The sequence below is a fragment of the Prevotella sp. MGM1 genome (genome assembly GCF_002933775.1).
Classification (GTDB): Bacteria; Bacteroidota; Bacteroidia; order Bacteroidales; family Bacteroidaceae; genus Prevotella.
The window spans coordinates 23758-50287 of the sequence record NZ_BEWV01000207.1 but is presented as its reverse complement, the minus strand read 5'-3'; the positions used below and the strand labels follow the sequence as shown (position 1 = coordinate 50287).

The 26530-nt window shown below is 42.8% G+C and carries 30 protein-coding genes and 1 pseudogene; 22 read left to right on the top strand and 9 right to left on the bottom strand.

Going from position 1 to position 26530, the window contains the following annotated elements; genetic code table 11:
- Nucleotides 1–78: 78 nt before the first annotated feature.
- Together lepA and MoGM_RS10355 are read left to right on the top strand one after the other, a co-directional pair.
- The gene (gene lepA / locus MoGM_RS10360) at nt 79–1860 is read left to right on the top strand and encodes a translation elongation factor 4 (protein WP_104369972.1); all 1782 of its coding nucleotides are present in this window, start codon (nt 79–81) and stop codon (nt 1858–1860) included.
- Nucleotides 1861–1883: 23 nt separating this feature from the next.
- Nucleotides 1884–2489, top strand: a complete 606-nt coding sequence (locus MoGM_RS10355; RefSeq protein ID WP_104369971.1) for a Crp/Fnr family transcriptional regulator — start codon at nt 1884–1886, stop codon at nt 2487–2489.
- Between the two features lie 708 nt (nt 2490–3197).
- Here MoGM_RS10355 and MoGM_RS10350 read toward each other — a convergent pair.
- Nucleotides 3198–4232, bottom strand: a complete 1035-nt coding sequence (locus tag MoGM_RS10350) for a Fic family protein (RefSeq protein WP_104369970.1) — start codon at nt 4230–4232, stop codon at nt 3198–3200.
- 1062 nt (nt 4233–5294) lie between these two features.
- On the opposite strand from MoGM_RS10350, the gene MoGM_RS10340 reads away from it, so the two are divergent.
- Together MoGM_RS10340 and MoGM_RS10335 are read left to right on the top strand one after the other, a co-directional pair.
- On the top strand, nt 5295–5615 hold the full coding sequence (locus tag MoGM_RS10340; RefSeq protein WP_104370012.1) for a molybdenum ABC transporter ATP-binding protein: 321 nt from the start codon (nt 5295–5297) through the stop codon (nt 5613–5615).
- Nucleotides 5616–5625: 10 nt separating this feature from the next.
- The gene (locus MoGM_RS10335; RefSeq protein WP_103878033.1) at nt 5626–5913 is read left to right on the top strand and encodes an LPD28 domain-containing protein; all 288 of its coding nucleotides are present in this window, start codon (nt 5626–5628) and stop codon (nt 5911–5913) included.
- Between the two features lie 146 nt (nt 5914–6059).
- Here MoGM_RS10335 and MoGM_RS10330 read toward each other — a convergent pair whose 3' ends face one another.
- Entirely contained in the window at nt 6060–6257 is a 198-nt protein-coding gene (locus MoGM_RS10330; protein WP_103878034.1) for a hypothetical protein, read from the bottom strand.
- A gap of 450 nt (nt 6258–6707) precedes the next feature.
- On the opposite strand from MoGM_RS10330, the gene MoGM_RS10320 reads away from it, so the two are divergent.
- A complete protein-coding gene (locus tag MoGM_RS10320; protein WP_008771331.1) occupies nt 6708–7088 on the top strand; it encodes a single-stranded DNA-binding protein in 381 nt (126 codons plus the stop codon).
- 622 nt (nt 7089–7710) lie between these two features.
- Here the strand turns inward: MoGM_RS10320 and MoGM_RS10315 are convergent.
- Genes MoGM_RS10315 through MoGM_RS10300 form a run of 4 tightly spaced genes read right to left on the bottom strand, consistent with a single transcriptional unit; the run spans nt 7711 to nt 11269 of the window.
- A complete protein-coding gene (locus MoGM_RS10315; RefSeq protein ID WP_103878035.1) occupies nt 7711–8481 on the bottom strand; it encodes a hypothetical protein in 771 nt (256 codons plus the stop codon).
- 33 nt (nt 8482–8514) lie between these two features.
- The gene (locus tag MoGM_RS10310) at nt 8515–8913 is read right to left on the bottom strand and encodes an FKBP-type peptidyl-prolyl cis-trans isomerase (protein ID WP_103878036.1); all 399 of its coding nucleotides are present in this window, start codon (nt 8911–8913) and stop codon (nt 8515–8517) included.
- Nucleotides 8914–8920: 7 nt separating this feature from the next.
- A complete protein-coding gene (locus MoGM_RS10305; protein WP_104369968.1) occupies nt 8921–10615 on the bottom strand; it encodes an ATP-binding protein in 1695 nt (564 codons plus the stop codon).
- A gap of 30 nt (nt 10616–10645) precedes the next feature.
- Nucleotides 10646–11269 (bottom strand): recombinase family protein, encoded by a 624-nt coding sequence (locus MoGM_RS10300; protein ID WP_103878038.1) that lies wholly within the window; start codon nt 11267–11269, stop codon nt 10646–10648.
- 269 nt (nt 11270–11538) lie between these two features.
- On the opposite strand from MoGM_RS10300, the gene MoGM_RS10295 reads away from it, so the two are divergent.
- From MoGM_RS10295 to MoGM_RS10215, 17 genes and pseudogenes are all read left to right on the top strand, one after another.
- The gene (locus MoGM_RS10295) at nt 11539–12603 is read left to right on the top strand and encodes a hypothetical protein (protein WP_233210258.1); all 1065 of its coding nucleotides are present in this window, start codon (nt 11539–11541) and stop codon (nt 12601–12603) included.
- A gap of 29 nt (nt 12604–12632) precedes the next feature.
- On the top strand, nt 12633–13079 hold the full coding sequence (locus MoGM_RS10290; RefSeq protein WP_008775663.1) for a hypothetical protein: 447 nt from the start codon (nt 12633–12635) through the stop codon (nt 13077–13079).
- Nucleotides 13076–13456 (top strand): hypothetical protein, encoded by a 381-nt coding sequence (locus tag MoGM_RS10285; RefSeq protein WP_008771341.1) that lies wholly within the window; start codon nt 13076–13078, stop codon nt 13454–13456. The genes MoGM_RS10290 and MoGM_RS10285 overlap by 4 nt, the downstream gene beginning before the upstream one ends.
- A gap of 104 nt (nt 13457–13560) precedes the next feature.
- Nucleotides 13561–13971, top strand: a complete 411-nt coding sequence (locus tag MoGM_RS10280; RefSeq protein WP_225722406.1) for a hypothetical protein — start codon at nt 13561–13563, stop codon at nt 13969–13971.
- An 83-nt stretch (nt 13972–14054) separates the two neighbouring features.
- Nucleotides 14055–14906, top strand: a complete 852-nt coding sequence (locus MoGM_RS10275) for a helix-turn-helix domain-containing protein (protein ID WP_104369966.1) — start codon at nt 14055–14057, stop codon at nt 14904–14906.
- Between the two features lie 227 nt (nt 14907–15133).
- Nucleotides 15134–16597, top strand: coding sequence for a MobV family relaxase (gene mobV / locus MoGM_RS10270; RefSeq protein WP_103878041.1), 1464 nt, complete (start codon nt 15134–15136; stop codon nt 16595–16597).
- Between the two features lie 54 nt (nt 16598–16651).
- The gene (locus tag MoGM_RS10265) at nt 16652–18148 is read left to right on the top strand and encodes an OmpA family protein (protein ID WP_104369965.1); all 1497 of its coding nucleotides are present in this window, start codon (nt 16652–16654) and stop codon (nt 18146–18148) included.
- A 456-nt stretch (nt 18149–18604) separates the two neighbouring features.
- Nucleotides 18605–19090, top strand: coding sequence for a hypothetical protein (locus MoGM_RS10260; RefSeq protein ID WP_104369964.1), 486 nt, complete (start codon nt 18605–18607; stop codon nt 19088–19090).
- Between the two features lie 5 nt (nt 19091–19095).
- Entirely contained in the window at nt 19096–19287 is a 192-nt protein-coding gene (locus tag MoGM_RS13405; protein ID WP_104369963.1) for a hypothetical protein, read from the top strand.
- 8 nt (nt 19288–19295) lie between these two features.
- On the top strand, nt 19296–19736 hold the full coding sequence (locus MoGM_RS10250; RefSeq protein ID WP_008771352.1) for a PcfK-like family protein: 441 nt from the start codon (nt 19296–19298) through the stop codon (nt 19734–19736).
- Complete coding sequence (locus tag MoGM_RS10245) at nt 19733–20998, top strand: PcfJ domain-containing protein (protein WP_103878044.1); 1266 nt, start codon at nt 19733–19735, stop codon at nt 20996–20998. Before MoGM_RS10250 ends, MoGM_RS10245 begins: the two co-directional genes overlap by 4 nt.
- A gap of 526 nt (nt 20999–21524) precedes the next feature.
- Nucleotides 21525–21836 (top strand): annotated as a pseudogene (locus tag MoGM_RS13515) (sulfide:quinone reductase).
- 5 nt (nt 21837–21841) lie between these two features.
- Nucleotides 21842–22174, top strand: coding sequence for a hypothetical protein (locus MoGM_RS10235; RefSeq protein WP_008771356.1), 333 nt, complete (start codon nt 21842–21844; stop codon nt 22172–22174).
- Nucleotides 22175–22222: 48 nt separating this feature from the next.
- Entirely contained in the window at nt 22223–22585 is a 363-nt protein-coding gene (locus tag MoGM_RS10230) for a hypothetical protein (protein WP_103878046.1), read from the top strand.
- An 11-nt stretch (nt 22586–22596) separates the two neighbouring features.
- Nucleotides 22597–22848, top strand: a complete 252-nt coding sequence (locus MoGM_RS10225; RefSeq protein ID WP_103878101.1) for a hypothetical protein — start codon at nt 22597–22599, stop codon at nt 22846–22848.
- The gene (locus tag MoGM_RS10220) at nt 22842–23069 is read left to right on the top strand and encodes a hypothetical protein (RefSeq protein WP_104369962.1); all 228 of its coding nucleotides are present in this window, start codon (nt 22842–22844) and stop codon (nt 23067–23069) included. The genes MoGM_RS10225 and MoGM_RS10220 overlap by 7 nt, the downstream gene beginning before the upstream one ends.
- Nucleotides 23070–23077: 8 nt before the next feature.
- A complete protein-coding gene (locus tag MoGM_RS10215; protein WP_103878048.1) occupies nt 23078–23704 on the top strand; it encodes a hypothetical protein in 627 nt (208 codons plus the stop codon).
- Between the two features lie 37 nt (nt 23705–23741).
- Here the strand turns inward: MoGM_RS10215 and MoGM_RS10210 are convergent, their stop codons facing one another.
- Genes MoGM_RS10210 through MoGM_RS10200 form a run of 3 tightly spaced genes read right to left on the bottom strand, consistent with a single transcriptional unit; the run spans nt 23742 to nt 26414 of the window.
- Nucleotides 23742–24572 (bottom strand): phosphoribosyltransferase, encoded by an 831-nt coding sequence (locus tag MoGM_RS10210; RefSeq protein WP_104369961.1) that lies wholly within the window; start codon nt 24570–24572, stop codon nt 23742–23744.
- Nucleotides 24573–24621: 49 nt separating this feature from the next.
- Nucleotides 24622–25695 (bottom strand): nucleotidyl transferase AbiEii/AbiGii toxin family protein, encoded by a 1074-nt coding sequence (locus tag MoGM_RS10205; RefSeq protein WP_103878050.1) that lies wholly within the window; start codon nt 25693–25695, stop codon nt 24622–24624.
- Entirely contained in the window at nt 25692–26414 is a 723-nt protein-coding gene (locus tag MoGM_RS10200) for a DUF6577 family protein (RefSeq protein ID WP_103878051.1), read from the bottom strand. The genes MoGM_RS10205 and MoGM_RS10200 overlap by 4 nt, the downstream gene beginning before the upstream one ends.
- Between the last annotated feature and the right edge of the window lie 116 nt (nt 26415–26530).

Here is a 26530-nt window from a genome sequence, read left to right as displayed (position 1 = left end):
TGTTAAAAATAACTCTAGATTTATTTTGATGTTTGCATGATTTGCAGTAACTTTGCGTTTTAATAAACATGATAATAAATGAACCATATACGAAATTTCTGCATAATAGCACATATTGATCATGGAAAATCAACCCTTGCCGATCGTATGCTTGAATATACCAAAACAATACAAGTAACAGAGGGGCAGATGCTTGACAATATGGATTTGGAGCGTGAGCGTGGTATAACGATAAAAAGTCATGCTATCCAGATGGAGTATACTTATAAAAACGAGAAGTTCATACTCAATTTGATAGACACTCCGGGACATGTCGATTTTTCTTATGAGGTTTCGCGTAGTATAGCGGCATGTGAGGGTGCGCTTCTTGTTGTAGATGCCACACAGGGTGTGCAGGCTCAGACAATCTCCAATCTGTATATGGCGATAGACCATGATTTGGAAATAATACCGGTGATAAATAAGATAGATATGCCGAGTGCTATGCCTGATGAGGTAGAGGACGAAATTATAGACCTTATAGGGTGTGACCGCTCTGATATTATTAGAGCAAGCGGTAAGACAGGACATGGAGTGGAAGAGATATTGAATGCTGTTGTTGAGCGCGTCCCACATCCAGTCGGAGAAATAGAATCACCACTACAAGCTTTGATTTTCGACTCGGTATTCAATTCTTTTCGTGGAATAATCGCTTATTTCAAGATTGAAAATGGTACGATAAGACAAGGTGACAAGGTAAAGTTTTTCAATACCGGCATGGAATATACAGCCGATGAGATCGGAGTGTTGAAAATGGATATGCATCCTCGTAAACAGTTGAGTACGGGTGATGTGGGATATATAATAAGTGGAATAAAGGATAGTAAGGAGGTAAAGGTAGGTGATACGATAACTCACGTATCCTGTCCTTGCGATAAGGCAATAGAGGGGTTTCAGGAGGTAAAGCCCATGGTCTTTGCTGGTGTATATCCTATTGATCCGTCTGACTATGAGAACTTGCGTGCGTCTCTTGAAAAATTAAAGTTGAACGACGCTTCGTTGACTTTCTCACCGGAGTCTTCAATCGCTCTCGGATTTGGATTCAGATGCGGTTTTCTCGGCCTGTTGCATATGGAAATAATCCAGGAGCGTCTTGACCGCGAATTTAATATGGATGTAATAACAACAGTGCCGAACGTATCGTACATGTGTTATGACAAGCATGGCGAAGTAAAAGAGGTTCACAATCCGTCAGGACTTCCCGAGCAAACGTTGATAGATCATATAGAGGAGCCATATATCAGGGCTTCTATTATAACAGCGGCTGATTATATCGGTCCGATAATGACATTGTGTCTTGATAAACGAGGCGAGCTTATAGATCAGCAGTATGTGAGCGGCAATCGTGTGGAGTTGCATTTTATGTTACCTCTTGGTGAAATAGTCATTGATTTCTATGATAAATTAAAGAGTATATCTAAGGGGTATGCTTCATTTGATTATCATGTGGATTGTTTCAGGCCGTCGAAGTTGGCTAAGTTGGATATATTGTTGAATGGGGAACCAGTAGATGCTTTATCTACTTTGACACATCAGGATAATGCGGTGGCATTCGGTCGAAGGATGTGTGAGAAATTGAAAGAACTGATACCGAGACAGCAGTTTGACATAGCTATTCAGGCGGCAATTGGAGCAAAGATTGTTGCTCGCGAGACAATAAAGTGTGTCCGCAAAGATGTTACAGCCAAATGCTATGGTGGAGACGTGAGTCGAAAACGAAAATTGTTAGAGAAACAGAAAAAAGGCAAGAAGCGTATGAAGCAGATCGGCAATGTGGAAGTGCCGCAAAAGGCATTCCTTGCTGTATTGAAATTGGATTAATAAAATAATTAAGGAGGAGTTGTATGCCAAATATAGGACTGACAAAGCGCGATGTGGCAAGAGAATTAGCCAGACGTTACAGTACAATGTCTCATGACGAATTGGATGTATTGGAGAATGTTTTGGTTCCGATGAAATTTCAGAAAGGTGAGAAGATTCTTGTTAAGGGTGAGACGTGTACACATATATATTGGATAGTAAAAGGATTAGTCAGGCTGTTTTATCATAAAAATGGTAAAGAGGTGACTGAGCACATGGCGGTAGAAAACCACATTGTGATGAGTATAGAAAGTCTTTTCAAAGAAGAACCTACAGCTCTTGAAATAATAGCTCTTGAACCGACGGTTATATATGCGATGCCAAGGCCTATTTTGGAACAGGTAGCAATGAAAAGTGTGAACATACAAATATTGTATCGTAAGATATTAGAAGAATCGTTGATAGAAAGTCAAATCCATGCAGACTTGCTTCGTTTTGAGACAGCACAGGATAGATATTCAAAATTGGTTAAACGGCATCCTCAACTTGTTTTACGCGCTCCATTGGTTTATATTGCAAGCTATTTACAGATGACTCCAGAGACTTTAAGTCGTGTCAGAACATCATCTTTGCTAGAAGATAGAAAGTGAGAATTAAAGTTATATCTGCCATTATCTTGCGTCCATAGATAGATTGCGAATTTGAGTTTCAAGTATTGAAAGGAGGGTTTCTTAATTTGTTTAGTTTGTGGTAAAAGAAGATAATGACTATTAATGAGCTGATCTGTTTTTCTTGAAATTGAAATTAATGATGATGTGGGTTTATTACATGAGAAATATTTTAATTGGAGCATTTGGACAGCTTAGACCTATTTAATGGAATAGTATACTTGTTCATCGTTGATGAGAATAATATGTACATGCAGGTAAGGCATTGTTATTAGAACGATGTATAAGTTAAAAGCATTCAGAGTACATTTTAGGGTAGATTCTAAATTACGTAGTATATAGTCATAACCAATGATAAAAAGGTAGAAAAGTGTCTACGTATAGTGTGAAGTACAATGGGCTTTTCACTTTCAAAGTTTTCAATGCTGCGGTGAAAAAATATACGAATTATCTTCCGACGCAGAAGCGGTTAATTTGTTGATATACAGATAAGTGTGACTCTAATCCGTACAAGTGACGTGAATTTTCTATGGTTGCAAGTTGTTAACCGTCTGCTACTTAAATTGTTACAAGCCGCACTAGCCAAACCGACAACAGTGACTCAATGTAAAAGTAGCGATAATCTTCCGATTATCAAAGGAATATAGTGACTTTAACTTTTCGCGACATACAGATGAGCGTACAAATTGCCTAAAAGTAAGTCTTGACGGCGAAGAGGAACTGGTCAATAAAAATACGTTTGAAGGCTGCGATATTATTTTGCTCGTAGAACATCAGCATTGCCTTTTTGTAGTCGATTGAATTTACCGTGCGGAATGAAATCGGGCAATAGCCGTTGGCGATGAGAATACCGTTGCTTACTATTCGGGCTGTACGCTTGTTGCCGTCGGTGAACGCCTGAATATAGCTTAGTAAAACGAGCGCAAGCAGAGCCTTCTCGAAGATATTGCTCTTGCCGTTGATTAGTCGCACTGTATCTTCAAGTGTCTCGCGAATCTGAAACTCATTGTCGAGGGGAGTATAGTTGGTTCCGGTTATACCGACACGGCGATGACGGATATTTCTCTCAACGCCTAATTCTTTTGTAAGTAGCGCATGAATCTCCTCGATACGGGCGACAGTCAAATCCATAAGATAGTCCGGCACATCAAGAATAAAGTCAAGAGCATCCTTGTGATTGAGGAGCATCACGGCTTCCTCTTTCGTTTTACCGCTTGCCGTCTGTTTTTCTTTCAGCAGTCTCTCCGTTTCCAGCAACGAATAAGTATTGCCCTCAATCTGCGAAGATTTCCAAGACAAGTCAATTCCGAGACGTTCCATCTCTTTGCGATATTCCAACTCGGACATCTCCGAGAGATGCAGACGGAAGAGTTTCTGTGCGTCATCAAGACGTTGCAATTCCTCATTGGTGAATAAATCCACCTTTGGAAGAATTTCATTTATGAGCTCAAAATTGAACGATTCCTGCACCTGACGTTCGTCGACATCCTTGTCAAAGTATGTGTCAAGATTCAACTCCATAGTCGCATGAGCCTGCGGAGTAAGTCTATAACGAGTAGCCGGACCACGACCGACAACCTCTATGTGTCCTTTAGCGACGCCATCGGCAATCAATCGTTTAAGTGTTGCCGGACTTGGGGCATTAGTCAATGCTGAGCCTATTTCAGCACGTGATACCTCCGGATTGTAGTGAAGGAACTGAAGGATTTCAATCTCTTGAGTCATATCTCAAAGTTTTTATCGGCTCAAAATTACTAAAATTTATTGGATTATCGGCTCAATTTGAGCTGATTTTTGCCATGTTAGCACTTGATTTGAGCCGATAGGCTCTGTTATCTATGACTTACGATGTCTTACTCTTTGCATCTTTTTACCTTTATCATCGTATGTATATGGTGATTCCGGGAGTTCCGGCATTAAAGATTCCCAACTTGTTGCCAATCCTATAACTTTCAAAAGTCGATATAGTGTGCTGAACGAAATATCGGTCATATTCCGATGCAGAAACTCAGTTTGTTTTCTTAACTGTTTGATACTTACTTTCTTAGGTTGATATTTGGGAACTTTCAGCAACAGAATAGCAACAAATGTCTGACAACTCCTGAAAAACGCCATTTTTCACCTTATTTTCCGATGCAGAATGTTTATTTCCCCACGCAAACGATATTTATATTGTGTAAATCGCTGTGTATCAATGGAGAATTTTTTGAATGATATTTTCGGGGGACAAACGGGGGACAAAATTTCGCATATAAAAAGAAAGAAAAACAATAAAACCACTTCCTAAAAGCCCTACTGAAATGTAAGGGACACGGTTTGTCCCTCACGATTATTTTTTCTTTATCCCTCCTTGTCCCTCGGATCTATAGTTAGATTCTGTTTTATTTCAGAAATGTTAAAAGCCGTAATCTTGCACACCAAAAGAAAAAAGCTATAAAAACATTCCTGAAAAACCATGCTGAAATGCAAGGGATATAATTTGTCCCTCGTTGTATTGTTGCTTGTCCCTCGCCTGTCCCTCGGACGAAAGTTAGGTTTGATGCCGTTTCCAATAACGTGAGTAAAGTAATGATGGAATAGGTTTAGTTTGGTTTTTGTATATCTAATCAAGTTCTAAACTAAACTACTTGATTTTCTCAATTTCTAAACTCTTGATTGCTTTTTCTTTTCGTCAGCAAATCCTTCTTTTTATTCGCTATTGTTTTGAAATGCGTTTTTCCGTTTATAGTGCTCCTGTTGTACACTTACTATCCTTTCTCGTCTTCACATCGTCTTTCGGGTTGGCAGATAAAAATTGTGTCGCAAAGGTATATATCCCGTCTTTCTTCCTTGCAAGATAGCAAGGTCTATCAATTGAGAGTGCAACTCAATGAGGGTACGCCAATGAGCCGACAACAGAAAAATTGGCTTACGAACAGCGTGAACAGCAACACCTATTTCAAAAGGGCTATTCCGCTAATGGGCTACCGCTTTGACTTCTCTGACATACTGAAACGCTACTTTGTCAAGCAATACGGACATATAGCCGAATACTATGCTGTGGACAAGACCGCTTTACGGACATTCCTTTGCGGTCGGATTGATGAAATAATTGAGATAACAGATTAAAAGAAAGATTATGCTGTACGATTACAGAAAAGAAAGTAAATCGCCTATGCTTCTGACTTTGGCGAATGGCAAGACCATTGAGGGCGAATTTATTGATTTGCGGATTGCCACCGAAACCTTGCCCAAGGGTAAACTGTGGTATCATATCCGACATACGGACGATGATTGGAGTGAACCAGCCTCTCTGAAAAACGGCTGTGTAGTAGTCAATTTCTGTGGTACATTCATTTGTGACCCTATCATTGATTTCCCTTGTGGCGAGGAACTGGAGATAGCAGAATGGTCATACCTGAACTGACCGACATCTGGCAGAACGGCAATGTGGGGCAATGCTCCACATTGCTGTGTCCATGCCATTTGGAAATACATATCCAATGGCATCAACTTTATAATTGGAGCTTGCAAGGCAAGCCGTTCTTCCTCTTATATATTCATCTTTGACTGTCAAGTCTCCTTTTGTATATATGGCATTTCATATTTCGCAATGGCGACCGGGCTGCTTTGTTCAACGAGCACCGGACTTCTTGCCTTTGTTTTCTTTGCCTTGATTTCTCCGGTTCTGTCGGTAAGGTAGAACGCGGCTATTCTGATGCTGGTTTCCGCGATCGTCGTGCCATTCTGTTCTTCGGCTATCCCTTCCATAGCAAAATACCTTTGGCTGTGCAGCGTCATAACGGATTCAGTATTACGGCATCCACATTGAGAGGACATACTGGATTCCTCGCTTCATCGCTCTGCTTCTTTTGGATTTACAGCCGAAGCGTACCTGAAACTTTGTGTCTGCGGACGGATGCTGTCCTTTGTCTGCGAACCTCGCTCACTTGTTTATTCACCAATCCATATCGTTACAGCTTTTGGTCGTGTTATTCCTCATTTTTCCGTTGCAAAGTTAGTATGCAGCCGGGTACGGCTGAAAGCCTTGGTCAATGGTGTAGCTTCACAAATCTTCCTTTATCGGGCCGGAGGTTTTGACGGCTTACGCTGACAAAAATAAAGAGTATTTGATTGCTAACCTTGTCGCAACCCTGTAACTGCACTCACTTATATTGGCAGCGTAAAAATAATTTAATTAACAACTTAAAGCATTGTAACATGAAACAGATTGAGAACAATTTCGCAGTATCAGGATTCGTAGGTAAGGACGCAGAAATCCGTCAGTTCGCAAACGCAAGCGTGGCACGCTTCTCATTGGCAGTAAGCCGTCAGGAGAAGAGTGGCGAGGAAACAAAACGTGTGTCCGCTTTCATCAACGTGGAAGCCTGGCGCAACAACGCCAACACCGATTCGCTTGCCCAAATCACCAAGGGTACCCTGCTCACAGTGGAGGGCTACTTCAAACCTGAAGAATGGATTGACAAGGACGGCGTGAAACACAACCGCATCGTCATGGTCGCTAACAAGTTCTACCAGACACCCGACAAGGAGGAAACTCCTGCGGAGCCGGAAAAGAAAACGAAAAAAGGTAAGAAATAACTCCTGCCTCGTTCCGACAAACAAAGCGGCTTCAGTCGCTTTTGTTTTTGCTCGTATGTTTACCTGTTATACATCTATGGGTTGCCCATTATAAGTTTTCACCCATCCCGTAAATGGCTTCTTCTATTTTTCTTCGAGAGACTTGCTCGGCTGCGCAATGTTGCACGTTGCTCCTCTTTCGCAAGACACTCTGCCGAAATCGCCCGATACAAAAAGATTTGCCAACCGCTCCAAGACTTCGTTTTCTTCCGGTAGGCAAAACATTTTGTTATTTATCGGGCTTGCAGAAGAAACTCGTTTACTGCCCGCCCTTTGCTTGGGTTGATATTTTCGACAGGAGGGAGAATTAAATACTGATTTTTAAGTCCCTCGCTATGCCAGACATGAACGACTGTCATAGGCTGCATTCTGTTGGTTGAATCTTACCTGTCCCGCTGGTAGTCGCTTTTGCTCCAGCCTCCGAATATCACTTTCACGATTTTGATGAACACCCACAATCCCAATACTGTAATGATTACGTCTCCCATATCACTGATTTATTTCTGATTACTACTTGTAAAGGTACTAAAAAATCACGATATGACAAATGTATAGTATTGAAAATTAGTTAGATAATATATTTTTATAGTCTTTTTCGCTCAATGTTTTCAATAATATTAATTATCGCATCTCTGTGTAGTTCAACTTTACGTCCTTGTGGATGTAGTGATAAAATAATAAATCTGTTATCCAATTTGTAAACCTTAATTTTAATGTGTGGGTTTTCACTATCCCATGATATATCGTATATAGTAGATGGAACAATTCCGTTATTTAAAGATGATATATAATTACTTGTCCAATCAATTGTAGTTTTGTTATCTCTCTTTATTCCATCAGTGAAAAGAACGATATATTTTGGCGACCAAAAATCTAATTCAGTATGGAATACCTTTAAGTTATTTTCTAAAGTGGAATAAAACACTTTATCACTTGGATTCCCTTGCGAATATGGAGCGACCTTACAAATGTTACTCCATGCCACATACTTAAACCATTCATCTCCGTAAAATCTTGTTGAGATGCCTTTTATAATGCTCCAAAATTGAGATTTACTTGTGTCATAACCGTCTTCAGAATTACACCATTGTTCCTCTACCCATGCCATTTGGTTATCCCTATTCCATCCTCTATCTTCATCATTATTACTGAAGAAAATGTCATAATCCCAAGTGCCAAACCAACCATTGGTTGCTCTTCCGTAAAAAATAATACCACTATTTGGAGTGATTGGAAATCTATTACCCCACTGCATTAAGAAAGGACAAAGATTATCATCTCTATTACAATCATCTCGTAGAGAGTTATATATAGGAATAAGTTGGGATTTAAATTGGTCTATATCATGTTTCATAACTATTGTGTATTGTATTATTTTTCAGTTTTGCTATTTAATACCAAACAATTCAATCTCAAATATCAAAGTTGAACCACCGGGTATGCCGGGTTGCGAGAACTTACCATATCCCATTTCGGCAGGAATGTAGATCTCCCATTTGTCCCCGATACACATCTGTTGCATTGCGATAATCCAGCCCTCTATCAGTTCGTTCAAACGGAACGCTATTGGTGTTCCGCCACGACTGCTGTCGAACTTCTTTCCGTTTATTGTCCACCCCGTGTAGTGTGCGGTGACGATACTGCGTGGCGAGGGATGTCTGCCATCGTTCTTTCCCTTACTGATGACCTTGTAGTAGATACCGTTTTGTAAAGATTTCACTCCTTCTTCTTTGGCTTTCGCTTCCAGCCAATCCTTGTTGGCTTGTATGTATTCTTTCTTGCTCATAATGAATTTATATTATAGCATCAATCGCAATGTCTTCCTCTGTATAATTAAATAGTTCGATAATCATTTGTCGTATTGCACCATTATCTAACCTGTATACACAAGAACGCTCTTTGTTTTGTGCTATTTCAATTCCAGTAATATGCTCAGCTTCATTGAAAATAATACCTAACATATAGTATATTACAGGAACATCATATCCTGCGTCTTCTGCCCATTCTAATTTATCCTTTGTTTTCTTTTTGCTTAAAAAAATTGTCCTTTCTTCGTCATTCCTTAGTTGAGCATATATATTTTTTTCGCAAGCATATCTAAGAGCAAAACAAACAGCATAAGGATCATACGATTCTTGACCTTTAAGATATTTGTTTAGTTCCGGTAAGATATCAGAATGCAAATTAGTACCCTCAAACCAATTCTTTTTTAAACCATCCTTTGCTTGATAAATAGCCGACAAATCTTGTTCATTTATTTTGGGATTATAGTGAAAGTAATAATTTGATAATGCACTATAATTTGCTTCATTTGTTTTTTTGAGTGAGTCTCTAAATGCGATAAAAGCTTTTGTGTTAATACTGGCTTTTGCTTGCGTAGGTTTGATATATTGTGTATTAAGTTTCTTCTTTAGTACCCAACCTCTAAAATGTTCTTCTGTAATATGAGAAAGAATGATTAGATAGAAATCTTCCCTGTTTTCCGACAAAAAGTCAGATAAAAAATATTGAGCGGCCACAACATTCGCATCATCTAAATAATCGAACACCTCGTCAATGATTAGAATTTGTTTTTTTTCATTATTGTAATTCATTCGAAATTTAACGAGACTTGTGATAAAGGTAATTATATCCCTTTGCCCATTTGATATTGTGTCAGCCTTCGGAAATGAAACGATCAGTTTGCCGTCTTGCTCGTGAGCAGCTATATTTCTTCCAGTTGTGTCAATTGATCTAATAATTGCATTGTAACTATTTTTGAGATTTACATAATCCTCATGCCTTTTGGCTTCCTGGAGATTTGCGCGTTTGTTATTATACAGCCAAATAATTTGAAAGAATACTTCAAATCTTGAAAATTTTGTGTTAGATATTCGTAATCCACTCACTTTATTTTGTAATTCTTGGTACTCACCAATATTTTCAAGATCATCAAATGTATGTTCATCTAAATCTCTCAAAATTGTTTCGGCAATTCCATTTTGCGCGATTTTTTCTGATAGATTAGTTAAAACTTTTTTGTTTTTGCCGAATGATGCCTTTATCTGTGAAAAGTTATAGTCAATATGTGCAGTTCTTGGTATTGATGTTCTTAACACAATATCTTCTACTTCCATAACACCTTGTTGTATGACTCTATGGGGAATATTACGGACTTTTGCTGTTGCTTTTAAACCGCTATTTATAACTGTTACATCAAATATAGAACTTATAGTGTTTTGGTCTTTATTTGCCGACAAAACATTATTATCGTATGTGATGCTTATCTCTGGCAATATGGGAGAGTTTTTGTCATGATACAAATCATCCGGTAAATCCAAACGATTGCTATTTAGGGACTCAAATCCTTTTGCGATAGACGACTTGCCAAATCCATTAGGTGCTACTAATAGATTTACTTTATTGGGGAGGATATGGACATCAAATGAGTTGTTCTGATCCATGAAGCCTTTTATATTCTTGATTGTTATATTAGATATCTCAGCCATATTTTCTTATTTTGGGGTTAATTTGTTTTATTACTCTTTCGGCTTACGTTTTCCCAGCGGCCCACTGAACTTGCCCCGATTGAGCGAAACTCCGTATTTATTTAGTATGCGGAATACGGAGCTGCGGCTGCTGAATCCGCTTACTTTCCAGATGTCATCTATTGAATGCCCGTTGTTGTACATCGCCACGATGGTTTTCTCCCTTTCCGCCTTGCTGATGTTATTCTCTTTGGACGGCTGGTTTATGTTCTGCTTTAGTTGGATGATATGCGCTGAAGCCTTTCGCAATGCGGCACACTCCTCCGGAAGCGCACCGAATATCTCCAACACATCCGCAGCCTTGGTTTCAGGAAACAGGTCGCCACGACTGTCCACCTTGTCGTGAATGGAGATAATCCGCACCACCTTTACACGGCAGAACTCGATGAATGCCGCCAGTTCACGAGAACCACGCAGGGCGTTGCTGAATTTAGCGAGTACGATTTCGTCTCCCCGTTCCATACTTGCCATAAGCTGTTTCCATTGGGGACGCAGTTTCTCGTGTCCGTTTTCCTCCTCAATCACTTGTACACAACCGTATTGCTTCATCCACTCCACATCAGTGTCGAAGCCGTCATAGCCGGCTGCCTTGAATATGTAACCCACTTTTGCCATAGTGCTGTTCAATGCTAAATGATACCAAGTGCAAAGATACAAAGTTTAATTCGGTTAAAATCATACTCAATAAAATATTTTTCAATTATTATACTTTGTATTTTCACTTGTTACGCTCTTGTTTATTTCGCGGATTATACTCGTAAGTATGAAAGAGAAAATATATTAAAGTTTTATTTTAGAGTATTATTATACAAACTTTTATACTTAACTTTGCCACCATAAACCAATAAAATATCATGTATAAAGGCTTGTTTAAAGTAGAATCAATGCAAAAATCGAAGAGAGGAAACTTGAAATCATACTCAAAGAAACGTGCTTCGTATGCCAAATCTTTTGCCGTATGTTTTGCCATTGTCACATTGGCATCATGTGGAGAAAAGACCGGCAACAGTATGTTTCAGACCGTTAAAAATGCTGCCGATGCTTACAGGTCATACCTGTCCGAGGTGCGAAAGGAAGCAAACCTGCCAACAGACCGTCTGATTGAAAAAGTCAACGACTGGCAGTCGCTTCGGGATTCGGTATCTGCCTGTGTCGCCAAAGACACGGCAAACCGTATTCACGCCAATTACGAAAGCGAAATTCGTGGATTGCACGATTCGTTGCGCATTGAATTTACCCGTCTGGCTCTGGAGAAGCCGAGAACTTTTGCGGATGTGTTGCTCATCAGAGAACAGACTTCCCAATACTGGCAAGACACGGAGCTGATGCAGTCGACAGCGGAAGCGGAGCCGTTTTTCAAACCATTGGATTCCGTCCTGACATATAAAGGCAGTGCCAATGCTGTCGTTGAAAAATACCGGATGTTCCTTTCCAAGACCTTGAAATCCGGAATAAGCGGCAAGAGTGAAATGCTTGCTTTCATAAAGGAAGAGGACAGGCTGTTCCGTTCTTTCCTGAGTCATCTTCCGGAGCTTGCCGATGCCGACCTGTCTGCCATTACGCGCGACACGGAGAAATGCTGCCTGTCGATATTCCAGTCTGCGGAGAATGGCAGGCTCTCTTACCGGGATGCCTTGGTATATACAGCCAGGCGAACCAACCGGAGAATCATACTTAACGCTTTGGCTTGCCGTGATGACATCAACCAAGGCAATGTAAAGACCGAAGCGCAGGCAAGGGCTTACGTTTGGATGTTGTTGCAGCCGTATGTTGCCTTGGATGGTTTCAGCGTGGCTATCCTGTCCGATATGGAAAGGACAACACTTCATGCAGTCGCTGACCGGACACCTCAGATGATAGCCAAACTCAACAAGACTGCCGGGACGAACAATGACCAATGGCGGGTATTGCCCGGAGTACTGATCAAGATAATGCTCACATCCATTTGACGAACCAGAAACAAATAAACACAACAGTTATGCTACAACTTTTTTACGATGACTTTCTCTCCTTTGTGCCGCTCCAGCTTCCGCAGTTGCTGGATGTAACCACAATGGAACAGCCGCGGTTCTACGACGATTACGTCCTCCTTTCGTTTCCGCTTGCCGACCCATACGATCTGGAAGAAGTGATGGACATCTTCGAGGACGACATGGAGCTGATAACCCTTTATCATCATATTCCTTCAAGCGCAACGACATTCGGAAGCAGCACCTGTGCCTATTCCAATCCGGCTTTCGGACAGATGTTCAAGATGAACGCGAGAGTTTCTGATACCGGCAAGGTTGACCGCATTGATGTGACCATCTATGAATCCCTGGAGTTCATGTGTTCTGACATCTGTCTTGACTTGAAACTTCACGAAAAGACCGGTCATTTCAAGTACCGCAAGACCAAGGAGGAGTTGCTTGCCGAATTTATATGAGACGGACGATTTACCTGCAAATGCTATACATTATCAATATGTACAGGAGTTGGATAGTCGTGGATGACGGATATGGATACAGGCAAAGTGTCGTGTTCAGACGGGGAAGGCCGGTTTCCTGCGTGTGTCGTATGCTCCGACTCCGTTCCACTTATAAGCACAATGGCTATGAGCGTGGCACGAAATGGAGCATATCCGAATACGAGTTGGACAAGGCATTGGCAAGGTATCGTCAAAAGAATCACGAGCTAAAGGCACGGCTTAAAAAAGGAGCGTCATATCTCGAAGCCAAGGATGTGGAAGCCATTATAGAGATTGCCACCTATGGGCTGGTCAAACTGGAACTGACCGAACTGCCATTATTCAAACAATACTGATTACACAAAGGATTACGATTATGATTTGGATTGTCATCGAAATGTTATTTCCGGCATTGCTCATTATACTGCCCATGTCATTGTGCAGGAGCAACCTGTTTTTTATGGCAAAGTTTTACCTCAGAATGGCGGGTAGCGAGAGTGCGAGGAAACTCTATGTGCAGTGTATGCTTATCTTCCTCCTGCTATATCACTATGTCTATGCAGGCGGACACTTCGGAGAGTGGGGAGTTCTGATATCCACCATACCCTGTGCCGTTCTGTTCTCGTTCAGACGTGCCGACAGGTGGATGCACAGACTCCACGAGGATAAGAAAAGGATCGTTATGGCAGCCTTGATTACATTAGTCATCTGCGCTGTACCACATCTGCACACCACGGCGTTCACGCTTGCCTTTCTTCTTTTGGCCGCCATGTTCTATCCCTCTTGCCGTGTGTTAGCCGAATGGCAGGATGAAGATACTCGCAAGCATTTGAAAGAAAATCCAAAAACAATGTCCGAACATTACTACTGACATCATCACGCGAGACTGCCACGAATAAGTGGATAGTGGCAGGTTGATAGAATCCACATATAGTCAAACAAAAATCAAATGAAATGATGAAAGACAAGAATAGAGCCGCCAATCATGTATTGGCAGATATGATGTTTTTCGACTACCTCAAAGAGAAAGTCGGTGAACGGAAGACAAAGACCGGTGCCTACTACGACCTGTTGGAGAAAGCAACGGCAGGTTTTATCGCTCCCTTTTTGAAGAACCACGAGTATGTGTTGCAGGCTGACCAGTGTCATGTGACCATTTCAGACCTTGCGGTGGAATGGCACTGGCACAGGGCTACCGTTAGGGCGTTCCTTGACAAACTGGAGGAGATGGGATATGTTCGTCGGACAAGGTTCGCAAAGAGTGTGGTCATTACCGTGACTTTTGCGCCATTCTCCAGTGGCGAAACTCCTGCCTCTTATATTGGTCATACAGGGGCCGGACTTGCCGATGATTTGGACAAGGCTTTGTCCGAATGGATAAATGGCAATCTGTCTGACGAAGATATGGGAGAGATTTGTGGACAGTATCATGAAGCCGGACGGAAACGGCTTGCCGATGAATCCGGCAAAGATCATTCGGGCGACAAGCCGGCAATAAAGGCAGGTGCAGAAACGGAGTTAGCCCAAGAGATTGTCGAACGTGTAGCCGTAGCCGGACTGAAACGCGCCATACGAAATTCGCGCTTCGATGACCCGACCGATTTCCTGGAGTTCTTCCACAAGGAACTGGAAGGTGACTGGACTTCGCTTTTGGAGGCATCCAAGATAACTGCCAAGATGATTCTGGACGCTGGAAACGATGGTGCGGCCAATAGTTCGAGCGAAACGGATATGCTTGCCACGCTCCGACAGCCGTTCAGGGCGTTATGGGCAAAGTACCAGGAGCGTGATTTCACCCTTTTATAGACTCCACAACCGGTGTTGTAAGTCAAAAATTATTGTATAACCACGGACGAGCCGTGATGCCCTACATTTGTAGGCTTGCCATTATAAACGTGCAGCGGTGCTTGCACGCTGACCAAACAGAGGGAAGTATGGGTAACTCAATACCCCACACGACTACGGTCGGTGGAAGCGGTTGCCGGACAAGCAGCAAGCTGTGGCAAATCGGTTGTCCGATAAAAACGGATAATATGGCTGAAAAATCATGGCAGGTGATGCACATGAACGTGATGAAAGGCATAACCACCGCCCAAAGCAACGAACACCAGCGCAACTGGACCGAACGGGGCTGGGACTTCGCCCTGGAAAAAGGAAGGTATGACCGTCAAAGGGAACGCCTGAATTTTGAGGTTGTCAAGGGCGGCAAGATTCAAGCAATAGACAAGAGGCAGTCCATTCCGGAACGGATGGCTGAAAGCCTTTTGCAACGTGGCATAAAAGATCCGAATGAGGGTCTGGCCGAGCCGAAATACCGGACTGTCGTGGATTTTATTCTGAGCGGTTCACAGAATACGATACGGCAACTGGCATTCGGGGATCAGGACGTGGTATATGAACCCGGCAATAATTTGGAAAATGCCACGCTCAAAAGAATGCCCGAAATAGAACAATGGGCAAAAGATATGTACCGGTTTATGAGTGAGCGTTTCGGTGAGGAGAATATCGTCGGCTGTTATGTACATCTTGACGAACTCTCTCCACATATGCACCTTACCTTATTGCCAATCCAAGACGGTAAGTTTGCGTTCAAGAAGATGTTTGCAGGAAAGGACAAGCTGGAGTTCTCGGCAAGGACGAAGAAGTTGCATGACGAGCTTGCGGAAGTGAACAGAAAGTGGAATCTGAAAAGGGGCAGGAATATTTCCGAGACCGGTGCAAAACATCGCACCACTGAAGAATACCGCCGACACCTATCGGAAGAATGTACCAATATAGAGGAACAGGTTGTCCAACACAAAAAAGCACTGTCCGACCTTAAAGTGGAAATAAGTCTGGCAGAGCGCAGGGTGAAAGGCTTGACCTCAATGTTGGACAACCTCAGAAAGGCGAAAGCGGAAAAGGAATCCCAACTATCGGCATTGGAACGCACCCTTCAATCCCATCAGGGAGATACGGCTACCATTATAGCCGAGAGGGAACGGTTGGAAAAAGAACTGGCTTCTATCCAAACAAAACTGGAAGACAAGCAGGATAAGCTACGGACGGCTGACCAACAGCTTGAAGCCCTTAAAAGGGACATGGATGCCATTGGCGAGCGCACGGAGGAACTGAAAGGCGAAGCCTATAAGTACAGTCGTGAAATCCATTCCAACGTGGATGTACTGCTCAAAGATGTAATGCTGGAAACATTGGTTGGAGAGCATTCGGCAAGAGTGGCTGAAATGGGAGCTGCGGAACAATCCGTCTTTGACGGTTCTTTGTTGCAGAGCCTGACCGAGCAAGGGGCGGAAGTGATGCACTGCGCCACGCTCCTCTTCCTTGGTATGGTCAACGATGCCACTACATTTGCCGAAACGCATGGCGGTGGAGGAAGTAAAAGCAACCTTAAATGGGGAAAGGATGATGACGAGGATAACCGTGCGTGGGCAAGGCGTTGCATGATGATGGCAAGCAGAATGATGCGACCGACTTCCGGCAAGAAGCAAAAGAGGTAATCGGCAGAATATGTTTTTCTGCAATGGATAACAAAACAAAATAATGCGTTGAATATGACAAAGAAAATATTTTTAATTCTGGCAGTGGCAGGTATGGGCTGTTCACTGCACATGAAAGCGGCTGTACCACCTGTGACAAAGGACACTGTACAGCTGGAGTCGTACACGGATATCGAACAGATGCTTCGGCCTTTGGATCCGACTTACCACAAGGGTGTATTCGTGACATCGCCTTGGAACGGCAACTGGCTTGTCAGTCTTCAAGGTGGTGCAAGTGCGTTCATTGGCAAACCTGTTGGTTGTGCCGACTTATTTGACAGGATAAAGCCTACTATTTTCGCATCGCTTGGCAAGTGGTTCACTCCGCAGATCGGAGCAAGAATCGGTTATGGAGGTTGGCAGTTCAAAGATTGCGAACTGGTCACAAATGACTACCATCACTTTCATGCTGACTTGATGTGGAATGTGCTTGGATATCGGTATGGCAAGGTTGAGAATCCTCGTTGGGGAATCATTCCATACATAGGATTTGGACTGATGCACAATCCGCAGAACGGACATAATCCGTTTGCCGTTTCATACGGAATACAGGGACAATACCGTATCTGTAAACGGCTGTCTGCATTGTTGGAAATTGGCAATGTTTCCACATTCCAGGACTTTGATGGCTATGGCAAATCCAATCGTTTCGGAGATAATATGCTCTCCGTGTCAGCCGGCTTGTCGTTTACGATTGGAAAGACCGGCTGGAAACGTGCCGTTGATGCGAGTCCTTACATCCGGCAGAACGAGTGGCTGATTGGTTACGCTTCACAGCTATCGGAGAGTAATCGCAGATACACCGGGCAACATGACAGGGCGATGAGAACGATCAACGAATTGAAGAAGATTCTGGAAATTGAGGGCTTGCTTGATAAATATAGCAAGATGTTTGATGACCGGGAGAGTTTGGGCAATGTCTATCCGAGAAACGATTACAGCGGACTGAACTCGCTCCGGGCAAGATTGAAAAACAGGCATTGGGATGGCAAGTCTCCATTGTCCAATGACAGTTTGTTCAGTAAGTCTGAATTTGTCAATGCCATACCCAATAATGACGGTAGCGTTGTAAACGGCTTCTATGTCACAGGTGCCGATTCCCTGCTGTCTCCGGATATGAATAATGACAGCATTTCCATTTATAGCCATTCGGATTATCTCTCCTTTATAGGTTCCGGTAACGAATGCATCGGTTCACCTGTCTATTTCTTCTTTGAACTCGGCACGGCTCAACTGACCGATAAATCCCAGTTGATCAATCTGGATGAACTGGCGCGTGTGACAAAGAAATACGGATTATCCGTGACTGTTGCAGATGCGGCTGACGCTGCCACTGGAACTGCCGATATAAACAATAAGTTGAGCGCATCGAGAGCCGATTATATTGCCACGGAGTTACGCAGGCGCGGAGTGGCCGTTGAAAATATAACAAAGGTCAGTCAAGGAGGTATTTCCAATTATGTACCCACTGAAGCTAACAGACATACCAAAGTCATGCTATATATGAAATAGTAAAGTGTAAGATTCTTTTTGTTCAAATTGATTAGTTAAATGTCAATTCTTTTGAAGGGAGAGCCTGTCCGTGATGGATCGGCTCTCTTGTTTTTGATATAGTACAAATTTATCGCCCCTTATACAAAGGCTGTGCTTTACAAATCATGAACTCCTCCGGCTCATCTTGCCGGCTCTATTTTCCTTTGCAAAGGTACTGCGGTGAGGGAACGCCAAGTACCGCTATGCAGGTCTGCTCGCTAATGGCTTGGTGGACTTGACAACAACTTTCCGCAATTTCCGTCAAGCGTAAATTGGGTATTTCATCAACTCCTCTGCCATTTACTTGTCTTATCCCTCTGTTTCCTCAGTCTCTTGATAGCACGTAAAATTCAGATCCCGACAAGAAAGCCGATAAAGGCTTCAAAATAAGGGAAAAGAAAAAGACAAAAGTTCAACGATTAAAACAGACTGATTATGCACAGCAAGATTTTTCAAATCACGGAAACAAGAGTTGACAGGGACAACTACTTGAACGAGGACACCCTTGAACAAGGGGACGGACACTATTACGACTATTGTTCGGAGATAGACGAGGAAGAACGCAAATTCCATATTGCCAATCTGATAGAAAAGGCATTGCCAAAAGGGATGTTCACTCTTGTGGGAGAAAACACAATCCGATACAATGGCGGTGCGGACAAGTGGAAAAAGGAATTTGTTACAGCCATCCAAGAAAAGGCACAAGCCGTTACCGTTGAAAACTGCATGATGTGGATTGGGGCGGTGTACCAACTTGAAAAATTTCTCAAAAATCCGCTTGACCTCGGTTATCAGTTCTATATGGACGAGCATGGCGTTAATGGCTATGCCGAACAATCGTACTCGTTTTTACAGATGGTCAGCCAGTTCGAGCCGGGAAAACTACTTTACATCGGTGGAGTTATTGACTATCATTTCTAAACGCTATGAGGACAAGACGAATGACAAAGGAACAAGGAAAGTGGTGCAATATCAGCCGATTTCCCAATTTCCACCACACAGGCAGTATTAAAGGAATGAAACGGATGTACTACGGAAACCAAGCACTTTTGGTAAGGTGCGGAGCGTACATATACAATGTTTCAAGTGAACCAAGTATCTATTATCAAGCAAAATAACAGACATTATGAAAGGAACAGAACATTTTAAGCAGGCAATTAAGGCATATCTGGACGAAAGAGCCAAGACCGATGAACTCTTTGCTGTATCGTATGCCAAAGAGAACAAGAATTTGGACGATTGCGTGACATTCATACTCAACCAGGCAATGGCAATCTGTAAAGAGGGCGGTTGCGGTATGACCGATGACGAGGTTTATTCGCTTGGAGTACATTACTATGATGAAGATGATATAGAAGTGGGAAAGGCGGTCAACTGCGGAGTGATAGTCAACCATAGAGTAGAACTATCTCCCGAAGAACAAGCCGAAGCGAGGGAGAATGCACTCAAAGCCTACCAAAACGAGGAACTGCGTAAAATCCAACAGCGAAACAGCAAACCGAAGCCGACCCCGAAAGCGGTCAGACAAGAACCCGAACAACCAACATTATTTGATTTAGGACTATGAGAGCGAAAACGAGATTACAGCATAAGGTAGTAACCGCCAACGGACGGTTACTGCCACAGACAAAGAAGCAGGAGTTATGGGCATTCCGTCAATGTATCAGCCATTACGCATACCGCACCAAAAACGGAGGAACGACCTGTATGGATTGCGGTTATCAATGGAACGAGAGCAACGAAAAGGTGTGCCGTTGCCCACATTGCGGTGCAAGACTGGAGATACTGGACACCAAGTGCAGGACATTCAAGGACAAAGCGTATTATTCCACACTTGCCACACAGGACGGTTTACAGGTACAGCGTGTATTTCTTATGAACGCAAACTTCCGTAAAGGCAAGAAAGCGGAGTATTATTCTATGGAGATTGCACGCTATTGGGTGGATGATAACGGCAAGACGGAGATAACGGCATTGAAACGCACACTCGGACATTACGCAGATACTTTTGTTTTGGACGGCTGTCTGGAGTTACGGAGAGACAACTATGTGTACAGACGGATTGCCGATTGCAAGGTCTATCCATATTATTCTGCCACTCCAAAGTTAAGACGCAACGGATTGCAAGGCTCATTGGCTGACATCGAACCGACACGGCTTATCGAAGCCTTGTTGACAGACAGCAGAGCCGAAACGATGTTCAAGGCAGGCAGGAAAACTGATTTGAACTACTTCCTGCAACATTCAATGTACTTTGATTTGTATTGGAACACTTACAAGATAGTCTTACGCAATGGCTATCATATAGCAGATATTTCTCTTTGGATAGATTACATCCGCTTACTTGAAAGGTGTGGCAAGGACATTCACAATGCCCACTATGTCTGTCCATTAGACTTGAAAGCCGAACACGACCGCTATCAGGAACGGGCAAGGATTATTCAAGAACGGGAGGAGCGTGAGGAACAAAGGAAAAAGGCAAAGGAGAGCGAGGAGCGTTTCAGAGAATTAAAAAGCAAATTCTTCGGATTGTCATTCACGGACGGACTGATTGTAGTCAGTGTGTTGGAGAGCGTGGATGATTATTACAAGGAAGGGAACGCCCTGCATCATTGTGTCGGACAATGCGAATATTATCTCAAACCGCAGTCGTTGGTATTTTCAGCACGGATTGACAACCAGCGTGTTGAAACCATTGAATTGAGCCTTGAAACATTCAAGGTATTGCAGTCAAGAGGGCTTTGCAATAAGGCTACGGAATACCACGACCGAATTATCCGGCTTGTTCAGAAGAACGCCCGGCAAATCCGTAAGCGAATGACCGCTTAATCTGTTCTTTCTTTTCGTCAGCCACTTGTTACGACACACATTGTAGCAGGTGGCTTTATGCGTGGCTACGGTAACTTGCTGATTACCGTAGCGATTTCTGTTATATAGGACTTAAATGCGCTTTTATAATGTACTGCATATATATCCTTTTGTATAATGTCGGCAACAAATAAAAACTATGGCCGAATTTATATCCTAAAACCTTTATAGGATAATCTCCCATTATAGTCATCGGAGGATTCTTCTTAGAGCCGACCATCACGCCACACGGCATTGTTTTATCGTGCAAAGGTACTATGGCGGTAGAATGCCAAGTACCACTTGCGCTAACAATTCAGTGGACTTAACGACAGCTTTCCACGAATGTGCCATTAGTGGTATTTCATTAACTCCCTGTTTGTTTACTTGTCTTATCTCCCTTACCCTATAGTCTTTAACGCACATAAAACATATCCCGGTGGCGAAGTTTGACAGCTTCAAGCAAAGGGAAAAGAAAAAAAATATTCAACATCAAAATTCATTAGAAATGGAGTACAACAATCAACTATCGGAGAACGACAAACGATTTGCAGACGAGTTCTCAAACTATGTGAACGGCAAAATGGCTTCACCCCGAAAAATGGGCAAGGCATTGGCGGACGACCACCGCTATTTGGTAAACGAGAAAGCCAAACTGATGTTCTACTTTATGGAGCAGTTGGCGGAGAACTGACACAAGGGAAGATATGACCAGCGTAACGAATGGGCGTGCCGTCTGGCAGCGGAATCCATAGACCATTTGGCAGAGAACGACCTCTATCATTTGCCCGAAGAGTATTACGAAAACCGTAAACAATAATGAGTATGCAAGCACTTCAAATCGCCATCCCAAGATGGAACATAACAGAGTTGAACGGTTACGAGCCGATAACCACCTTTTGGCAGGATTTCTCCATTGCCGACAAGTTCGGGAACAATGCCATAGCCGACACATACAGGCGAGCCAAGTCTGAATGGAAAGACAACTACAAGTATTGGACGGAACTTTGCCTTGTCCTCAATCACAAGATATGGCAGTGGCACGAGAGAGACAATCAAAGAGCCATTCTCTATGACAAACTGTGGAGGGAAGCGGATGCAATGACCGCTGAATGGTCGGACGAGGAACAGGAATATTATTTTGAGATAACGGATTAAATCAACCAGTGGGGAGATTGGAGAGGTCTCCCCACAAAAACAAAGAGTATGACTACCCAAGAACAGATACGGAAAGTAACGGACATTGCCCAAGAAAAAGGCTGGAGCATAAACGTTGGAGACGAAAACAAGACAAGCATACAATTTGAGTTTCAACGCTACACCAAATACGGGCAGGATTTCAATTTCAATGCCGATATGCAGGATGAAGACATCGACACGCTTATTGCCGGTATGAAGCGATATTACGAGGACTTTGACCCGGATTATGAAGCCTATTTATGGATTGGCGATGACGGACACGGCAGAAATGGCGCACCTTATCATATCAAGGATATTGTGTCGGATATGGAAGAAACCGAAGAACAGATATACGAGTTGCTGCAAGCACTTGAAGTTGAATTTATCTAATGGCTACAACTATGACTTTATCGGACAAATCATATTACAGAAGACTTTGCAGGAACATCCTTGCAGACCGCTTTAACTGGCGAAAATACTGCACACCGAACCTTTATTTTGGCAGGGAAATATGTGTTACACCGCTTCATTGTTCCTACGGACAAATCGGCTACACCATCAATTTCCCCTATACCAATGCACCGGAAGTGGAGTATGATTGGGAAATGAACAAACTTACCATTGATGATGAAAATTGGAAATTGGTATGTTAGACGAAATCAGACAAAACGGCAAGGTGGTGTTGTCGGGAGAGGATGGGTTTTCAATACCTATGTTTTTCAACAACTTGTGCGGCAAAAATTTTTCAGGCGAGAATTATCGGGATTATATCAGATACATAGCCTTCGGAGAAATGGGCTTCAAGCCCGGAGAAATCACACTCTACCGTAACGGAGTACAGGTAAGGACGGGTAAAATAAATATTGAAAAATAGATACGGATATGGAAACGACAACTATTCATCCTGCGGAGAGCTATCTTCGCAACGAAACCAATCCTTCGTCTCTATATGTGAGGATTGCAGGAAAACGCAGACGCTTGTTCATCAATCGGGACAGGGGTATTATTGGCATTATCGCGCCCGGCAAAAGGACAAAAGGTTATGTATTCACAGATTGGTCAAGCATCGAGCAGATATACTATCCCTCGCAAGAGCAGGAGGCGAATACGGACAGGAAACTCATTCTGAAATATCAGAAACTTGCCCGGCTTGCCACACATACAAATTCCTGGCTTCGTGACATCGCAAATGCGGATTTGGATAAATCCCTTTACGAGAACCACATCACGACCGGAACACGCATTGACGGCAAATGTATTGGGCTTGCCACTATCGAAAAATATTGTGGGACGGCATCTATGCAGCGTTTCAGAGAGGCGATGAAGAACAAAGAGAGTTTTTTCACTTGTCGCTTTGATTTTTGCGGTTATGACGGAACGCTTTGGTGTGAGCCACGGGACAATGGCGATATGTCGGCAGGCTTCAGCAAAGAATACCGGAATTGTGGCAACGGCTATTACTATCTGCTTATCAACGATGAATACGTGATAGGCTATGATATTGACTGACTATATAGCTACAACAATCCAACCGCAAAGAAAGAGACTAATTTGATTTGGAAAAGCGGGTAATATAGTCACCACACACCTCCAATTTGACAATCAGCGGATGCGGCAAAGTGATAGTCTTGCCATAGAAAATGGCAGCTACCACCTTGCCACCGCACCGTTCTATCTCCTCCTTGTAGTCGGTCATACTTTGCCCGGTAGTCAGTACATCGTCAACAATAATAACATCTTTCCCTTTTATATCTCCTGTGATTCGGTAATTTCGTTCAAGTATTCGATTCTCATAACCTTTGGCTTCATGCAAACATTCACGAGGCTCGAACACATCAACATCGTATAATCCTGATGTCAGATCCGGACAATGGGTACAGACATACCAGTTCAAACGCTTGAATCGCTGGATATATTTGAACTCATCGCTACAAGGCATGAACATGATATGAAAATGGTGGTCATCCATTTGTAAGGCGTTCATGCAAGATTTGAAAAACTCAATGCCGTGTATTTTTCCCTCCTTGAACTCATAGACTGAATGGCAGAACGCCTGCTGATCATCGTTGAGAAACGGTTTGTACCGGGACGGATAATATTGCCCATAGAATACTACTTTTGTATTGTGCAATTTGAATGGTTTGAGTGGTGGCTGTTCTTTGAATAAATCCGGATGTAAACAACAGAACATACGACAAGCATCCAGATGACCGGCTCTTACCGCCAAACGGCATAAACGGTCACGTTCATCCTTCTTCTCGGTCTTTTGCGCAGCTAAAAACGCCGTTTCTCCGGCTTTCCGCCGCCAATATCCAACGATATACCATAGGATACTGATAACACCGAGCAGGATTACAAATACCAGCCTTTCGTTCATATTGACCGTGAATTATGTGAGGAATAGCCTTCGTGCTGTTTACAAAAAATCATACTTCCAACAGTTCACTCGTCTTTGCCCAATAATAGAAGGCTTCCGGTAGATTGCTTTTCAACTTGTTCAGTTTGTTGGTCAGCGAAGGTCGAATAACCAAATCCTTGATGTCAACCGGATTGTTTGAATAGCGTTCCACTTCTGTGACTCCCTTTTCAATCAGCGTGGCTAAATAAGCCGCCCGTGCCGCATCAATAATAGCATTGTCTATCAGATACCGTTGTTTGTACATAAATGACTTTACACGGATGATTCCGTCTTGTATCAAGTTGAAATCACCTTCTCCGGATTTACCTCGTGTGGAGATACAGAGTGCCGTCTGACGGATGTCGTTGAAGACCTGTCCGATATCCGTTCCCAAAGACCGGTACGAGAGTTCGACTACCGCAATCTTGCGGAAAGCCTCTGCGGTAATCTGCAATCCTGAAACATTTTCAAACAACCGCCCCACGTCATAAAGTTGCTTGGCTATCTCCATCGAACAGGACCTGCCGTTCTTGTAATAAGGTATTCCGGTAGTGTTGGGAGCGAAAGCTGTCAGTTTATCCCCTAAAATATCTTCTGCGGACGGAACAGTCACCATTAACGGTTCTCCCTCCAGCCGTATGAACGGGCAATCAATGGCTATTTGCCGGGTTTGGAAATAATGAATGTCCTCGTACAATACGTCCAGCAGGATATAGGATTGGGCGTCCGTGTCGTTCCGGTAAGCTATCTGATAGAAAAACTTGGAATGGCTTTTAGGTATGTCTGCGTCGTCCCTTTGCTTGCGCTCCACGAGTTCCAGATTGATAAAGCCAAAATCGGCAAACGATTTCAGATAGTCCTCTATATTGGTTCCGGGAGGACAGATGACATCAATGTCGATTGATAGACGATGGGCAGATTTCCCAAGAATGAGCATAAGTGCCGTGCCACCCTTGAAGACGAGAGGACATCCGGCTTTAACCAACATTTCAAGCAGAGACAAGGCACGGATTACTTTCTCTATGAGGTTCTTGTCATTGTAGTGCAGTTCGGATGCAACCTGTTCAATCCATTCTGCCGTAAAACACTCTTTCTTTATCATTGTATGTTCAAGTTTTCTAAAATTGACGATAATTCTTTCTTCACTTTACGCCTGTCGGCATACCTGAAAAGCCTGTTCCTGTTGATTGTGTACAGGTTAAAAGCGTTTTCTATGATACGGTCACTCTCACTGCCTTGCAGGTAGAAAAAGTCCGTATCTCTCAATATATCCACTAACAGTTTTTCCAACGTGGGCATAGGCACGCCGGATACTTCTTGCAAGGGAGCTTCCGAAACAAGATTTTTTACGAAAATGACACGGCTGTCCATATCCACATACCGGTATATCATATTTTTGTCCGGTCGTAGGTAAACATCGTGGTTCTTGTCTTTCAGAAAATTGAAAACGGTTTCTGCCGAGTCCCTGTCCGTTTCCACGTAGATGATGCGGTTGGATGAAAGGTGATGTTGCAAAGGGGCTATGATGTCCCCTTGATAAACACAGAATTTCGCAAACGGAAAATCCGATTGCAACAAACCGTAAACCTCCTTCACTTCCTCTATCGGTTGGGGTGAAAAGACCTGCTTCATCACTTTGGCATACGTTCCCCGCCCGGTTCTGACCAGTACATTTTCATTCACGAGCTTGAACAGATACCAGGACAAAGAAGACTTTTTGATGCCTGTCTTCTCTTGTAGATAAGCAAACAAATCTCCTAAACTAAAGTCATGATGAACTTCAGCATAGTCAAGTATGAATGTTGTCGTCTCGTTGCTCATGTGATTATTATTCCTTTCTTCGACTGCAAAGGTAACAAATTTTCGGCACTAATTCAGAATAGTGCCGATATTTTGCGACTAATTAAGGTGAAAAATCTCTTTTTTTTGTGTAAGTA